The organism is Pseudomonas multiresinivorans (assembly GCF_012971725.1).
GTDB lineage: Bacteria > Pseudomonadota > Gammaproteobacteria > Pseudomonadales > Pseudomonadaceae > Pseudomonas > Pseudomonas multiresinivorans.
Window position 1 is genome coordinate 414765 of sequence record NZ_CP048833.1, and the last position, 15275, is coordinate 430039.

At 66.4% G+C, this 15275-nt stretch carries 13 protein-coding genes; 11 read left to right on the forward strand and 2 right to left on the reverse strand.

All coding sequences use genetic code 11. The annotated features are described in order from the left end of the window. Positions 1 to 70: 70 nt before the first annotated feature. The gene (locus G4G71_RS01945) at positions 71 to 472 is read right to left on the reverse strand and encodes a hypothetical protein (protein ID WP_169935194.1); all 402 of its coding nucleotides are present in this window, start codon (positions 470 to 472) and stop codon (positions 71 to 73) included. Positions 473 to 662: 190 nt separating this feature from the next. After that, complete coding sequence (locus tag G4G71_RS01950) at positions 663 to 1499, reverse strand: outer membrane protein OmpK (protein ID WP_024766263.1); 837 nt, start codon at positions 1497 to 1499, stop codon at positions 663 to 665. Between the two features lie 573 nt (positions 1500 to 2072). Between G4G71_RS01950 and G4G71_RS01955 the strand changes: the two genes are divergently transcribed. The 11 genes from G4G71_RS01955 to G4G71_RS02005 all read left to right on the forward strand — a co-directional run bounded on the left by G4G71_RS01955 (position 2073) and on the right by G4G71_RS02005 (position 14969). Further along, a complete protein-coding gene (locus tag G4G71_RS01955; protein ID WP_169935195.1) occupies positions 2073 to 2864 on the forward strand; it encodes an AraC family transcriptional regulator in 792 nt (263 codons plus the stop codon). 353 nt (positions 2865 to 3217) lie between these two features. After that, positions 3218 to 4525 (forward strand): MFS transporter, encoded by a 1308-nt coding sequence (locus G4G71_RS01960; RefSeq protein WP_045213459.1) that lies wholly within the window; start codon positions 3218 to 3220, stop codon positions 4523 to 4525. Positions 4526 to 4668: 143 nt separating this feature from the next. Then, positions 4669 to 5292 carry an ABC transporter ATP-binding protein gene (locus G4G71_RS01965; protein WP_169935196.1) on the forward strand — a complete coding sequence of 208 codons (624 nt, stop codon included), beginning with the start codon at positions 4669 to 4671 and terminating at the stop codon, positions 5290 to 5292. Continuing rightward, positions 5289 to 6089, forward strand: a complete 801-nt coding sequence (locus tag G4G71_RS01970; protein ID WP_054910291.1) for an ABC transporter permease — start codon at positions 5289 to 5291, stop codon at positions 6087 to 6089. The genes G4G71_RS01965 and G4G71_RS01970 overlap by 4 nt, the downstream gene beginning before the upstream one ends. 48 nt (positions 6090 to 6137) lie before the next feature. After that, positions 6138 to 6821 (forward strand): SDR family oxidoreductase, encoded by a 684-nt coding sequence (locus G4G71_RS01975; RefSeq protein ID WP_169935197.1) that lies wholly within the window; start codon positions 6138 to 6140, stop codon positions 6819 to 6821. A gap of 151 nt (positions 6822 to 6972) precedes the next feature. After that, positions 6973 to 8331, forward strand: a complete 1359-nt coding sequence (locus G4G71_RS01980) for an 8-oxoguanine deaminase (protein WP_169935198.1) — start codon at positions 6973 to 6975, stop codon at positions 8329 to 8331. 934 nt (positions 8332 to 9265) lie between these two features. Next, positions 9266 to 10018 carry a methyl-accepting chemotaxis protein gene (locus G4G71_RS30160; RefSeq protein WP_420826003.1) on the forward strand — a complete coding sequence of 251 codons (753 nt, stop codon included), beginning with the start codon at positions 9266 to 9268 and terminating at the stop codon, positions 10016 to 10018. Between the two features lie 169 nt (positions 10019 to 10187). Then, on the forward strand, positions 10188 to 10553 hold the full coding sequence (locus tag G4G71_RS01990; protein WP_054910295.1) for a response regulator: 366 nt from the start codon (positions 10188 to 10190) through the stop codon (positions 10551 to 10553). A gap of 11 nt (positions 10554 to 10564) precedes the next feature. Beyond that, on the forward strand, positions 10565 to 12451 hold the full coding sequence (locus G4G71_RS01995) for a chemotaxis protein CheA (protein WP_169935200.1): 1887 nt from the start codon (positions 10565 to 10567) through the stop codon (positions 12449 to 12451). Beyond that, positions 12438 to 12923 (forward strand): chemotaxis protein CheW, encoded by a 486-nt coding sequence (locus tag G4G71_RS02000; protein WP_037012409.1) that lies wholly within the window; start codon positions 12438 to 12440, stop codon positions 12921 to 12923. Before G4G71_RS01995 ends, G4G71_RS02000 begins: the two co-directional genes overlap by 14 nt. Before the next feature lie 21 nt (positions 12924 to 12944). Next, positions 12945 to 14969, forward strand: coding sequence for a methyl-accepting chemotaxis protein (locus G4G71_RS02005; RefSeq protein WP_169935201.1), 2025 nt, complete (start codon positions 12945 to 12947; stop codon positions 14967 to 14969). The last annotated feature ends 306 nt before the right edge of the window (positions 14970 to 15275 follow it).

A 15275-nucleotide genomic window follows, 5' to 3' on the forward strand; every position in this document is an offset into this window, starting at 1 on the left:
ACCGGCGCCAGCCAGTCGGCCGGTCCCGCCGCGCCGGTGAAGATGCCCCGGCTTGCGCCGGAGGCGATCCTTACCGGGTGGTGCCAGTGGTGCCGGAGGAGCCGTGGTGGCCGCCACCGCCGTGGTTGCCCAGGGCGGCACCCGCTGCCACGACGGCCGCACCGATACCCACGGCCGCGCCGACGGTGAGGTCGCCGTACAGCGGAGTGCTCAGCGACAGCGGGGCGCTCTCGCCAGGCACGGCCACCGCGTCACCAGCGGACGCGACGCCTTCCTCGGCCGCCGGATTGCCGACTGTGGCAGCTTTGTCGGAATCGTCGACCTTCGGTTCTTCCGTTCTCACGACCTCGCGGAAGAAGCCGCCCTGGTGGCTCTGCTCGTGGATGTCGAGCGGCTGGACAGCTCCCGGCGGTGCAGCCATCAGCGGGGCGCTGAGGCCGGCAAGCAGGGTGGAGAGCAACAGTTTCTTCATTGGACAGTCCTTTCTTGGAACAAGATGAGTGCAGGACTGTGAGGAAATGCAGGAGCGAGGACTATCGGCAGGATCGTAGAGTCCGGAAGAAATTTCCGAAATTCCCGAGAGCCTGGGGAGATACCGTTCCAGGGCGACCTGGAACGGATCGGGGCGCCGAACTCCGCGCAGGAGTTCGGCGACACACCACTCAGAAGTGGTACTTGACCAGTGCGCTGACGGTGTTCTGGTCGGTGGTGAAGAACTGCGAGTCCTTGATGCCGTACTTGTCGGACCAGTAGTCGTACTCGATACCGACGTACAGGTGCTTGGCCTCGTAACCCATGGCCTTGCCCAGGTCGTACTTCACCTGCGGGTTGAAGTGCAGGTTGGCGTGGTAATCCGACTGGTTGCGGCGGCTGGAGCTGGCGTCCTTGTTGTTCACGACCCAGTCCATGAAGCCGTCGAACAGGATGTCGGAGTTGCCCACCGGGAAGGTGATGGCCCAGGCCGGGGTGATCTGCCAGGCGCCGGACGGCACGCGGTTGCCATCGGGCTTGCGGTAGTAGAAGTTCAGCTGGAAGTAATCGAAGCCCGGCAGCGCCAGGTCGAAGCCCGGGCCGAGCAGGTAGGACTCGACGTCGCCTTCGCCGAACTCGTAGGTGCTGGCCAGCAGCACGTCCTTGATCGGGCCGAAGGACAGGTCGGTGCCGGTGATCTTGCCGAACGACAGGCGCGGGCTGAACTCGCCGTAGTAGGTGTTCTTGCCGTTGGTGGCGCTTTCCTTGCCGTTGTAGTTGATCTGGTCGACGAAGAACCAGATGTCACCCCAGGTCCAGGCGCTCGCGCTCTCGAAGGTGAAGGTCTGCTGGATCGGCGGGTCTACCTTGAAGTTCTTGCCCCACAGGTAGGTCAGGCTTTCGTTGTGCCAGATCAGCGGGCCGTCATTGGATGCCGGAGCCGGGGTCAGGTCTTCACCGCCAGCCATGGCCTGCCCGGCCGCGAGCAGCCCGCCGGCGAGCAGCAGGGATGCGAGAGTGCGAGTCATGCGTTGCTCCTAATCAGTGCAGTCGTGTTGCGTTTTTTAATTGTCGGTGGAACCTGTCCGGTCGGTCAGGCCTGGCGAGGAAAAGCAAGATTGGAGCCAATCCTGACCAGATGTTCCATTTTTATGACGAACCCCTCGGGATCCGCTCCTTTGGCAGAGAAGACGCAGGTGCACGGGTCGGGCCATTTCTTGACTCACAGGACAACTTCGCCTGATTCAAGGGCATCGCGCCATCGGGAAGCACAGGAATGGCAACCGCCAACCGGAAGATTGGATACATGGCAAACCTGTGTTGAAACGAATCAACACAAATTGTGTATACAACTCCCTTGTGGGAAATCTACCCAACAGCCGTCGGAGCACACCACGCGTTTTTCCGGGCGCGGATGATGCCAGACACGGGCGGTGACTACACCTGTCAGGTTGACTCGGGCCGCCGGGCGGTCACGCTTTGCGCCGCAGTCGGCGGCCCTGGACTCAGCGGTTTCCCGGCTCTGCCAGGCACCGTGCTTGAGGCTCCAGGGCAGGCCTGCCAGACTTTGGCTATCAGCGACACTTTCCGAAGATGTACCGATGAAAGGACAATCCCCCGAGCTGCAACGCCTGATTCCAGTGCTCGACCGCCTGCCGCGGCCGGTCTACGCGCGGGCCGAGCGGTTACGCGCAGGTTCCTGGACCAGCCGGCACCACCACGCGTGGGTGCAGCTGTCCTATGCCATCACCGGCGTACTGGGCGTACACACCGCCGAGGGCAGCTTCTTCGCCCCACCCCAGCGGGCCATCTGGATTCCGGCCTTCCTCGACCATGAGGTGGTGACCTCGACCCAGGCAGAAATGCGCAGCCTGTACATCCGCGACGACGCCTGCCGCTGGGCGCCGGACCGCTGCCGGGTGCTGGAGGTAACGCCGCTGGCGCGGGAGCTGATCAAGAGCTTCTGTGAGCTGCCGGTGGATTATCCACAGGGAGACAGCGCCGAATCGCGGCTGGTGGAAGTGCTGCTGGACCAGTTGCGCGACCTGCCGGAGGTCGCCTTCTCCCTGCCGATGCCGCAGGAAGGCCGGTTGCTGCAGCTGTGCCAGACGCTGATCGACCACCCCACCGACAGCCACACCCTGGGTGACTGGGCGCAGCGCATCGGTACGTCGGAGAAGACCTTGTCGCGGCTGTTCCAGCGCGAGACCGGCATGACCTTCCGCCTGTGGCGCCAGCGCCAGCGCCTGCTCGCCTCCCTCGGCTCGCTGGAGGCCGGCGATAGCGTCACGGCGGCGGCGCTGGATTGCGGGTATGACTCCACCTCGGCGTATATCGCCTCGTTCAAGGGGTTGTTCGGCTTTACGCCGGGGGATTTGTTCCGCCAGCGGTGACCGTGCCAACGGGGACCGATCGCGGACGGAGTCCGCTCCTACCCGAAGCCTGACCTCGCGTAGGAGCGGACTCCGTCCGCGATTGGCTGAATCCCCCCACCGAATCCACGCCGAAGCGCCTCTCTACAGGCACCCACCTATCGGCGGATTTCCGCTCAACACCCTCGCCAATCGGCGCCGCTTCGCCTGCCGCCGCCACCCCATGAATCGACCAAACCCTAGTGCCACGCGGCCTTCACGCCTTGGCACGCTGCCTGCTATCGCCCTCGACACTGCGCTGCCCTCGCGGCGCGCCGGCGTGACGTAACCCGTAGTCCGCACGCCTGACGACAACAACGACAAGAGGAACACCCATGGATAGCGCAAGCGCCGTCTCCGCTTCTGCCGCACCCCGCACGACTTCCCAGCGCATCAAGTCGATCTTCAGTGGCTCGGTCGGCAACCTGGTCGAGTGGTACGACTGGTACGTCTACGCCGCCTTCTCGCTGTACTTCGCCAAGGCGTTCTTCCCCCAGGGCGACATGACCGCCCAGTTGCTGAACACCGCCGCGATCTTCGCCGTGGGCTTCCTGATGCGCCCGATCGGCGGCTGGCTGATGGGTATCTATGCCGACCGCAAGGGCCGCAAGGCGGCGCTGCTGGCCTCGGTCCTGCTGATGTGCTTCGGCTCGCTGATCATCGCCCTGACCCCCAGCTATGAAACCATCGGCGTCGGCGCACCGATCCTGCTGGTGCTCGCGCGCCTGCTGCAGGGCCTGTCGGTCGGCGGTGAGTACGGCACCTCGGCCACCTACCTGAGCGAGATGGCCAACAAGGAGCAGCGCGGCTTCTTCTCCAGCTTCCAGTACGTCACCCTGATCTCCGGCCAGCTCATCGCGCTGGCGGTGCTGATCGTCCTGCAGCAGACCCTGACCGTCGAGCAGCTGGAAAGCTGGGGCTGGCGTATTCCGTTCTTCATCGGCGCGCTGTGCGCGGTGGTGGCCATGTTCCTGCGTCGCGGCATGGAAGAGACCGAATCCTTCAGCACCAAGAAGGACGAGCCCAAGGAAAGCCTGATCCGCACCCTGTTCCGTCATCCCAAGGAAGTGCTCACCGTGGTCGGCCTGACCATGGGCGGTACGCTGGCCTTCTACACCTACACCACGTACATGCAGAAGTACCTGGTGAACACCGTGGGCATGAGCAAGAACGACTCGACCATGATCTCGGCGGCCACGCTGTTCCTGTTCATGCTGCTGCAGCCCATCGTCGGCGCGCTGTCGGACAAGATCGGCCGTCGCCCGATCCTGATCGCCTTCGGCGTGCTGGGCACCGTGTTCACCTACCCGATCCTCAGCACCCTGCACACCATCGACACCTGGTGGGGCGCGTTCTTCCTGATCATGGCCGCGCTGGTCATCGTCAGCGGCTACACCTCGATCAACGCCGTGGTGAAGGCCGAGCTGTTCCCCACCGAAATCCGCGCCCTGGGCGTGGGCCTGCCGTACGCACTGACCGTGTCGATCTTCGGCGGCACCGCCGAGTACGTGGCGCTGTGGTTCAAGAGCGTCGGCATGGAGAGCGGCTTCTACTGGTACGTCACCGCGTGCATCGCCTGCTCGCTGCTGGTCTACGTGACCATGAAGGACACCCAGAAGCACTCGAAGATCACCACCGACTGATTGGGCTCCTTGCCCAGGCCCCGGCGCACACTCGCCGGGGCTTTTTATCCACAAGGCCCGGCATACGCCGGGCCTTGTCGTTTCTGCGGTGACGCGCGACGCTGCGCTATCCTCGCCAGCGTCACGGTCGCGTAGCCAATCCCATGAGCCCTTCCCCCTTTCCCGCCGGCACGTTGAGCGCGCGCGCGCTGCGCGGTGCCCTCAGCGGGCCGTTCGATCTCGACCTGGAACCCGGCCACTGCACGGTGCTCAGCGGCCCTTCGGGGGTCGGCAAGAGCCTGCTGCTGCGCCTGCTCGCCGACCTCGACCCGAACCAGGGCGAGGTCAGCCTCGGCGGAGTGAACCGCGAGAGCCAGCCGGCCCATGTCTGGCGACGCTGGGTGACCTATGTGCCGGCCGAATCCGGCTGGTGGGAAGACGACGTTGCCGCGCACTTCAGCGACCTCGACGGCGCCCGCCGGCTGCTCCCACAACTCAATCTCGACCCGGCGCGGCTGCAGGCGCAGGTCGCGCACCTGTCCACCGGCGAACGGCAGCGCCTGGCCCTGCTGCGCGCCCTGCTGCAACGCCCGCATTTCCTGCTGCTGGACGAACCCACCGCCGCGCTGGACCCGGACAGTCGCGAGCATGTCGAGCGCCTGCTGCTGACGGCCAAGGCGCAGGGCATGGGCCTGCTGGTGGTGACCCACGATGCTGAACAGGCGCGGCGCCTCGGCGAGCGGCAGCTGCACCTGGACCACGACGGACTGACGGAGCTGCGCCCATGACGCCGCTGCAATTGAGCGTGCCGGAGCTGGCCCTGGCGGGGCTGCTGATCGTCGCGGCGGCGGCGCTGTCCTGGGCGCTGCGCCTGGGCCTGCAACGCACGCTGCTGATCTCCGCCGCGCGCCTGGTGGTGCAACTGGTGCTGGTGGGATTCTTCCTGCGCCAGGTGTTTGCACTGTCCTCGCCCTGGCTGACGGCGCTGGTAATCGCCGTAATGCTTGGCGCGGCGACCTTCGAGGTTGGCTCGCGGCAGCGCCGGCAGCTGACCGGCCTCTGGCACCTGGGCATCGGCGGCAGCGCGGTCGGCATCGCCACCCTGGGCATCGCCCTGTTCGCCCTGGCCGGCAGCCTGCGGCCAACCCCGTGGTACGACGCGCGCCACGCCATTCCGCTGGTGGGCATCATCCTCGGCACGGCGATGAACGCCGCCAGCCTGGCGCTGAACCAGGTGTTCGCCAACGTCACCCGCGAGCGCGCGGCCATCGAGGCGCGCCTGGCCCTGGGTGCCGACCGCCACACCGCACTCAGCGGGCCGATCCGCCGCGCGCTCTACACCGGGCTGATTCCCACGCTGAACCAGATGGCCGCCGCCGGCATCATCACCCTGCCGGGCATCATGACCGGCCAGATCCTCGCCGGCATGGACCCGCTGGATGCCGCGCGCTACCAGATCCTGCTGATGTTCCTGCTCGCCGGCGCCGGATTCATCGCCGCACTGGGCGCGGTGTACCTGTCGCTGTGGCGGCTGACCGACCCGCGCGAGCGCCTGCGCCTGGATCGCCTGCGTGCCGACGACTGAGCGGCGCTGGCGTATGCTGGGCACCTTTCCCCGCCACAGGAGCCTGCCATGACCACCCCGAAATCTGCCCTGATCATCGGCGCCTCGCGCGGCCTCGGCCTGGGCCTGGTGCGCGAACTGCTGGACCGTGGCTGGGACGTCACCGCCACCGTGCGCGACGCCGCCCATCCCGGCGAGCTGGCCGCACTGCCGGTGCGCGTCGAGTCGCTGCTGCTGGACGACGTGCACTCCCAGGACCGCCTCGCCGAAGCCCTGGCCGGCACACGCTTTGATCTCATCTACATCAACGCCGGCATCTACGGCCCGCCGCACCAGTCGGCCATCGACGCCAATCTCGCCGATGTCGGCCAGCTGTTCATGGTCAACGCCATCGCACCGCTGCGCCTGGCCGAACGCCTGCTGCCGCGCCTCGACGGCGACAATGGCGTGCTGGCCTTCATGACCTCCGAACTGGGCAGCGTCGCCGCTAACGAGTCCGGCGGCATGGCGCTGTACCGCGCGAGCAAGGCGGCGCTCAATTCGCTGACCCGCAGCTTCGTCGCCGAGCTGGGCGAAACCGGCATCACTGTGCTCAACCTGCATCCGGGCTGGGTGCGTACCGATATGGGCGGCGAATCCGCGCCGCTGGACGTGCAGACCAGCGTGAAAGGCCTTGCCGACCAGGTCGAAGGCCACGCCGGCCGTGGCGGCCAGTTCTACCTGGACTACCAGGGAACGACGATCGACTGGTGACGAGTCGCGCCGTGGGCGTTACCATGCGCCCACGCCTGACTCCAGAGTCAGCGAACCTGGATCAGCAGACAGGGTGAACACTGAGCTGGCTTCCCATGAACCCATGGAGCCGGCTCGAACGAACGGCTCCGTCCGTTTGGAGAATTCATCCATGTCTTCCCCGCGTCTCTGGCTGCGCAACCCGCTGGCCATCTTCACCGCTAACGATCAGGACGCCCGTGGCGGCATCGTCGTCAAGGACGGCCGCATCGTCGAACTGGTCGCTGCCGGCCAGCAGCCCTCGGCTCCCGTCCAGCAGACCTTCGACGCCAGCCAGCACGTGCTGACGCCCGGCCTGATCAACACCCACCACCACTTCTACCAGACCCTTACCCGCGCCTGGGCGCCGGTGGTGAACCAGCCGCTGTTCCCCTGGCTGAAGACCCTGTACCCGGTATGGGCGCGCCTGACCCCTGACCAGCTCGGCGTGGCCACCAAGGTCGCCCTGGCCGAGCTGCTGCTCTCGGGCTGCACCACCGCCGCCGACCACCACTACCTGTTCCCCGACGGCCTTGAGCAGGCCATCGACGTGCAGGCCGGCGTGGTCCAGGAACTGGGCATGCGCGCCATGCTCACCCGTGGCTCCATGAGCCTGGGCGAAGCCGATGGCGGCCTGCCGCCGCAACAGACCGTGCAGAGCGCCGAAGACATTCTCGACGACAGCCAGCGGCTGATCCGCGAGTACCACCAGCGCGGCGAAGGCGCCCAGGTGCAGATCGCCCTGGCGCCCTGCTCGCCCTTCTCGGTCACCCCGGAAATCATGCGCGCCAGCGCCGAACTGGCCGAGCGCGAAGACGTGCGCCTGCACACCCACCTGGCCGAAACCCTGGATGAAGAAGACTTCTGCCTGCAGCGCTTCGGCCAGCGCACCGTGGATTACCTGGACAGCGTCGGCTGGCTCGGCCCGCGCACCTGGCTGGCCCACGGCATTCACTTCAACGACGAGGAAATCCGCCGCCTGGGCGAAGCCGGTACCGGTGTCTGCCACTGCCCCAGCTCGAACATGCGCCTGGCCTCGGGCATCTGCCCGACCGTGGCGCTGGAAGCCGCCGGCGCACCGGTGGGCATCGGCGTGGACGGCTCGGCCTCCAACGACGCCTCCAACATGATCCTCGAAGCCCGCCAGGCCCTGTATATCCAGCGCCTGCGTTACGGCGCCGAGCAGATCACCCCGGAGCGCGCGCTGGGCTGGACCACCAAAGGCTCGGCCAAGCTCATCGGCCGCAGCGACATCGGTGAACTGGCGGTGGGCAAGCAGGCGGACCTTGCGCTGTTCAAGCTCGACGAACTGCGCTTCTCCGGTAGCCACGACCCGCTCTCCGCGCTGTTGCTGTGCGGCGCCGACAAGGCCGACCGGATCATGATCGGCGGCACCTGGCGTGTCGTCGACGGGGAAGTCGAAGGCCTCGACCTCAAGCGCCTGATCGCCGACCACACCCAGGCGGCGCGCAAGCTGCTCGGTACGCTGTAAACCTCAGCCGTCGTAGGAGCGGACTCCGTCCGCGATGGACAACCGGCTTGCACGGAGCGGCCGGGAATCGATCGCGGACGGAGTCCGCTCCTACGCATTCGTCGACATCGGTACCAACCTGCAAGAGCAAGCCATGTTCGCGATCGCGCCATGGCCCGCTCTGACTCCCAATACCCCTTACCAAACACTTTTCTCCCCGCCCAGCGTGGCTCCGGATGCCATTCCCGCGGGCGCGTTTTGCCATCGAAAAATCGCTACAGCCCGCGCCACACAAGGGCTGCGCACTACCGCCCGTCGCCCTCCCAGCAGCCGCGATAAGCGGTCATTCACTGAAAACCCCTCTAGATCAAGGGTCTATCCCTTGCGACGGGAATATGCCGTCAGTTTGACATCACCCATTGGCACTCTAGTTTTAAATCGCTGGGCCGAATTCCTGCTCAAGACGTTATCAGCAGCCGTTCGGCCCGGTTACCGGCGCCCGGCAATGGAGTGCACTTCAATGCGCGATTCACAGTTGGACCCTCTGGCGGTTCAAGAAGCCGGCCAGGATTGGCCGCGGCGCCTCATCATCCAGACCCTGCCCTGGGCGGTGGTCGCCGTGCTCTGCGCGGTCGGCGTACCGTTCTGGTGGATGCTGCCGATCGGCTGGATCTCCAGCCTGGTGCTGAGCAGCCTGCTGTGCGGCACCGGCAAGGCCGCCGCCGAGGCACAGGCAGTCACACTGCACAGCGATGAGCTGCCTCAGTGGCGCCCGTTGCAGGAAGCCGTGGAAGGCCACCTGGCCCAGCTCAACGGCCATACCCACCAGATCGACAGCCTGCTGCACCAGGCCATCCGCCAGCTGACCGACAGCTTCCACGCCCTCGCCGATCGCATCGACACCCAGCGCGGCCTGTCCCACTCACTGATCGAACGCTACGACGGCCGCGGCCACATGGACGGCGACATTGACTTCCAGCGCTTCATCCATGCCACCCAGGAAACCCTCGGGCTGTTCGTCGAAGCCACCCTGGAAACCAGCCGCACCTCGCAGCAACTGGTCGAGCGCATGGACCGCGTGACCCACAAGATCGCCGAGATCCTGCAGTCCACCCAGGACATGGACGCCATCGCCAAGCAGACCAACCTGCTGGCCCTCAACGCCGCCATCGAGGCCGCCCGCGCCGGCGAAAGCGGCCGCGGATTCGCCGTGGTGGCCGACGAGGTGCGCGCGCTGTCGACCCGCTCCACGCACTTCTCCCAGGCCATCCGCGAACACGTCGACGTGGTCTACCACGAGATCAAGGACGCCGAAGGCGCCATCAGCCAGCTGGCCGACAAGGACATGAGCTTCGCCCTGGATTCGCGCAGGAAGATCCAGAACATGCTCGACGACCTCGACGCGATGAACCAGCACACCGTGAAGGTGGTGCAGGAGCTGGACCGCATCTCCCTGGAAGTGGGCGACGGCGTCAACGCCGCGGTCACCGCCCTGCAATTCCAGGACATGAGCAGCCAGCTGCTCGGCCAGGTCGGCAAGCACAGCGCCCGCCTCGGCGCACTCGCCGTGGGCCTGGGCGCGCTGGACGGCCGCGAACCCGACGAGTGGGGCGAGCGCCTGCGTGGCGAAGTCGCCGAACTCGGTCGCCCCCTGAGCAATCCGGTCGCCCAGACCAGCCTCAGCGCTGGCGAGGTGGAACTGTTCTGAACTGAAGGCAAAGCAGGAGCCCCGACATGCTGCAGTCCGTCTTCGAATACCTCGCCAACCTCGCCCTCATCGGCTGAGCCCCACACACCATTTCCGCGCGCCGGGATGGCGCGAGTTTCTGTGCGCCTGGCGACAACAAACGCATTGCAATCCGAGGAGAACCAACGCAATGGGAAAGCAGATTCTGATCGTCGATGACTCGGCCTCGATCCGGCAGATGCTGAGCTTCACGCTCAAGTCCGCCGGCTACGAGGTGGACGAGGCCGTGGACGGCAAGGACGGCCTGGGCAAGGCCCAGCGCAAGACCTACAACCTGGTCTTCACCGACCAGAACATGCCGAACATGGACGGCCTGTCGCTGATCCGCAGCCTGCGCGACATGGCCGGCTACCGCAGCACGCCGATCCTGATGCTCACCACCGAATCCAGCGACGCCATGAAACAGCAGGGCAAGAGCGCCGGCGCCACCGGCTGGCTGGTCAAGCCGTTCGACCCGCCGAAACTGCTGGAAGTGACCCGCAAGGTCCTGCCCTAGGGGAATCCTGAATGGCTACCGGTATGGAGCAATTCCTCCAGGTGTTCTTCGAGGAAACCGACGAGCACCTGGCGACCCTCGAACTCCTGCTGATCGGGCTCGACCTCGATCAGCCGGACGCCGAGACGCTCAATGGCATCTTCCGCGCCGCCCACTCGATCAAGGGCTCCAGCGGCATGTTCGGCTTCGACGACCTGACCGCCGTGACCCACGAGCTGGAGACGCTGCTCGACCGCATCCGCTGTGGGCAGACCGCCCTGCACGTGGACATGATCGGCGCGTTCCTCGAAGCCCGCGATGTATTGCAGCGCCTGCTCGACGCACACCGCAGCCAGGTGCCCGATCCGGACGTGCCGGTCGCGGCCACTGTGGAACGCCTGCGCGCCTGGCTGGCAGCACCGGCCGCGGCAATTGCCGATGACCACTCCGGCCTGTTCGAAGACGCTCCTGTCGCGGCAGAAGCCAGCGCCAGCGATGAGGACTTCGGCTTCTTCGACGATGCGCCCGGAATGCCCGGTGCCGGCAGCGACGGCGATTTCGGTTTCTTCGACGACGCCCCCGGCGCGCCGGACGCCAGCCCCGTCGAGCCCTACGGCATCTTCGACAAGGCGCCGGGCGCACCCGTTGCCGCTCCAGTCGCCGCCAACGAAGCGCCGAAAGCCTCGCCAACCGTGGTGAAGGCAGCCGTCGCGCCGCGCACCGACAGCGAATCCAGCTCCATCCGCGTCAGCGTCGAGAAGATCGACAGCCTGATCAACCTGGTCGGCGAGCTGGTCATCACCCAGGCCATGCTCAGCCAGCTCAGCGAGGACCTCGATCCGGCGCACTTCGAGCGCCTGCAGCAGGCCTTCGCGCAGCTGGAACACAACACCCGCGACCTGCAGGAATCGGTGATGTCGATCCGCATGCTGCCGATCAGCTTCATCTTCAGCCGCTTCCCGCGCCTGGTGCACGACACCTCCGCGCGCCTGGGCAAACAGGTCGAACTGATCCTCCAGGGCGAGCACACCGAGCTGGACAAGAGCGTCATCGAAAAGCTCAGCGACCCGCTCACCCACATCGTCCGCAACAGCATCGACCACGGCATCGAGACGCCCGCCGAACGCCTGGCGGCCGGCAAGCCGGCGCAGGGCTCGGTGAAGCTCGCCGCCAGCCACCAGGGCGGCAGCGTGGTGGTTGAAATCTCCGATGACGGCCGCGGCCTGTCGCGCGAGCGCATCCTCGCCAAGGCCCGCGAGAAGGGCCTGCCGGTGCACGACGGGATGACCGACGCGGAAGTCTGGCAACTGATCTTCATGCCCGGCTTCTCCACCGCCGAAGCGGTTACCGAGCTCTCCGGCCGCGGCGTCGGCATGGACGTGGTGCGGCGCAACATCCAGGCCATGGGCGGGCGCATCGACATCGATTCGGCACCGAGCATGGGCACCCGCATGAGCATCCGTCTGCCGCTGACCCTGGCCATCCTCGACGGCCTGATCGTCGCCGTGGAGCAGGTCAACTACGTGGTGCCGCTGACCTACATCGTCGAGTCGCTGCAGGCCCGCGCCGACGACGTGCGCGGCCTCGCCGGCGAGGAGTCGACGGTGATCCGCGTGCGCGGCGAATACCTGCCGCTGTTCTCCCTCAACCAGCTGCTGCGCATTGGCGCCGAGCCCATGCCGCCGGACCAGGGAATCGTGGTGATCCTCGAATCCGAGGGCAAGAGCTTCGCCCTGCAGGTGGACGAACTGGTGGGCCAGCAGCAGGTGGTGATCAAGAGCCTGGAACAGAACTTCCGCCGGATCGACGGGATCGCCGGCGCCACCATCATGGGCGACGGCAGCGTCGCCCTGATCCTCGATGTCGATGCCCTGCCACGTCTGGCGGCACAAGGAGAACCCACCCATGAGCGCAGCTGAAGCCAGCGCGGCAAGCAGCCCGGTGCAGGAATACCTGACCTTCACCCTGGGCCGCGAGGAATACGCCATCGACATCCTGCGCGTGCAGGAAATCCGTGGCTACGACCAGGTCACGGCGATCGCCAATGCCCCCGCCTTCATCAAGGGCGTGATCAACCTGCGCGGCGCCATCGTTCCCATCGTCGACCTGCGCATCAAGTTCAACCTGGCCGACATCAGCTACGACCAGTTCACCGTGGTGATCATCCTCAACGTCGGCCGGCGCATCGTCGGCGCGGTAGTGGATTCGGTCTCCGACGTGATTGCCCTGGCCGGCGAGGAGATTAAGCCGCGCCCCGAATTCGCCGCCAGCTTCGACACCGAGTACCTGCTGGGCCTGGCCACCGCGGGTGAGCGGATGCTCATCCTGGTGGACATCGAGAAACTCATGACCAGCCGTGAGATGGCGCTGGTCGACGAAACCGCCGCCTGATCGCGACCGAGGATAATCAACATGGGTCTGTTCAACGCACACGCCGTGGCGCAGCAACGCGCCGACCGCATCACCGCCATCCTCCACAGCCTGGTGGACGGCAACCTCGACGTCGCCATCGGCGAAGCCCCCGCGCCCGGCTACGAGCGCCTGTACGACGGGCTGCGCAACGTCCAGCGCAGCCTGCGCGAGCAGCGCACCGAACTGGCCCAGGCCGAAGCCCTGGAAGCCGGGCTGGTGGAGATGACGCGCCAGCACGAGCTGGGCTGGATCGACGAGGTGATCCCGGTGGACAAGTTCGCCGGCCGCCCGGCGCGCATCGCCAAGGGCATCAACGACCTGGTCGCCGCGCACATTGCGGTAAAAATGAAGGTCGTCGCCACCGTCACCGCCTACGGCAAGGGTGACTACTCGGTGGAGATGGACCGCCTGCCGGGCAAGAAAGCCATCATCACCGAGGCCATCGACGGCGTGCGCGACAGCCTCAAGGCCAGCGCCGACGCTGCCGAGTACAACGCGCGGATCAAGAGCGCGCTGGACAACGTCTCGGCCAACGTGATGATCGCCAACAACGATCTCGACATCATCTACATGAACCGTACGGTGACCGAGATGCTCGGCAATGCCGAGGCCGACATCCGCAGGCAGCTGCCGAATTTCAACGCCAGCCGCCTGATGGGCACCAACATCGACGTGTTCCACAAGAACCCGGCACACCAGCGCGGCATGCTCGCGCACCTCACCGCGCGGCATAAAGCCGAGCTGAACCTGGGCGGCCGCCGCTTCGCCCTCGACGTGGTACCGGTGTTCAACGATGCCGGCGAACGCCTCGGCTCGGCGGTGCAGTGGACCGACCGCACCGAGGAATTCCGCGCCGAGCAGGAAGTCTCGCAACTGGTGGACGCCGCCGTTGCCGGCGACTTCAGCAAGCGCATCGAGGCCTCGAACAAGGAGGGCTTCTTCCTGAAGATCGCCACCGGCCTGAACAACCTGGTGGATACCGCCGACAAGGGCCTGCGCGACGTCACCCGCGTGCTCGGTGCCCTCGCTCAGGGCGACCTGACCCAGCGCATCGACGCCGACTACCAGGGCACCTTCGGCGAGCTGAAGGACTACGCCAACGAGACCGCACAGAGCCTGTCGCGGATGCTCGGGCAGATCCGCGAAGCGGCCGACACCATCCACACCGCCGCCAGCGAGATCGCCAGCGGCAACGCCGAGCTCTCCACCCGCACCGAGCAGCAGGCTTCCAGCCTGGAAGAAACCGCCTCGAGCATGGAAGAGCTGACCAGCACCGTGAAGCTCAACGCCGAGAACGCGCGCCAGGCCAACTCGCTGGCGGTGAACGCCTCGGAAGTCGCCACCGAGGGCGGCAGCGTGGTGCAGAAGGTGGTGGGCACCATGTCCGCGATCAACGACTCGGCGCGCAAGATCGCCGACATCATCGGCGTGATCGACGGCATCGCCTTCCAGACCAACATCCTCGCGCTCAACGCCGCGGTGGAAGCGGCGCGCGCCGGCGAGCAGGGCCGTGGCTTCGCCGTGGTGGCCGGTGAAGTACGCACCCTGGCGCAGCGCTCCGCCGCCGCCGCCAAGGAGATCAAGACGCTGATCAACGACTCGGTGGACAAGGTCGAGAGCGGCAACACCCTGGTCGCCCAGGCCGGCCAGACCATGAGCGACATCGTGGTCGCGATCAAGCGCGTCACCGACATCATGGCGGAGATCGCCGCCGCCTCCGCCGAGCAGAGCAGCGGCATCGAGGAAGTCAACGGCGCCGTGTCGCAGATGGACGAGATGACCCAGCAGAACGCTGCCCTGGTGGAAGAGGCCGCTGCGTCGGCCGAGGCCCTGCAGGAGCAGGCCGGCATGCTCAACCAGCAGGTCGGAGTGTTCAAGCTGGAGTCCATCGCGGCCACCGTAGTGCCGCTGGCCTCTGCCCGCCCGGCCCGCGCCGAACCGACTGCGCACACCTCGCGCGCCGCCCGCGGCGTGGCCAAGGCCGTGCGTGCCAAGGGCAAGGAAGACGACTGGGAAGAGTTCTGATCGGGCGGGGCTGAAGGATGGCGGCGGCCGGAGCAATGGGAGGGTCGGCCGCCGCGGGCGGACCAGGGATGGTCACTGACGGGTTTCCCATGAGGGCTTGGCGCATGAAGAGTCCCTCTCCCCAGCCCTCTCCCTGAAGGGAGAGGGAGCCGATCGGCGTGGCCGGGAAGCACGGAGTTCCACTTGATGCCATTCAGTCCCCTCTCCCTTCAGGGAGAGGGTTAGGGAGAGGGCAACGCCCAGCGCAGAGCTATCCCGATCAGACGAATGAAGTAGGGCGCATAACGCCACAGGCGTTATCCGCCA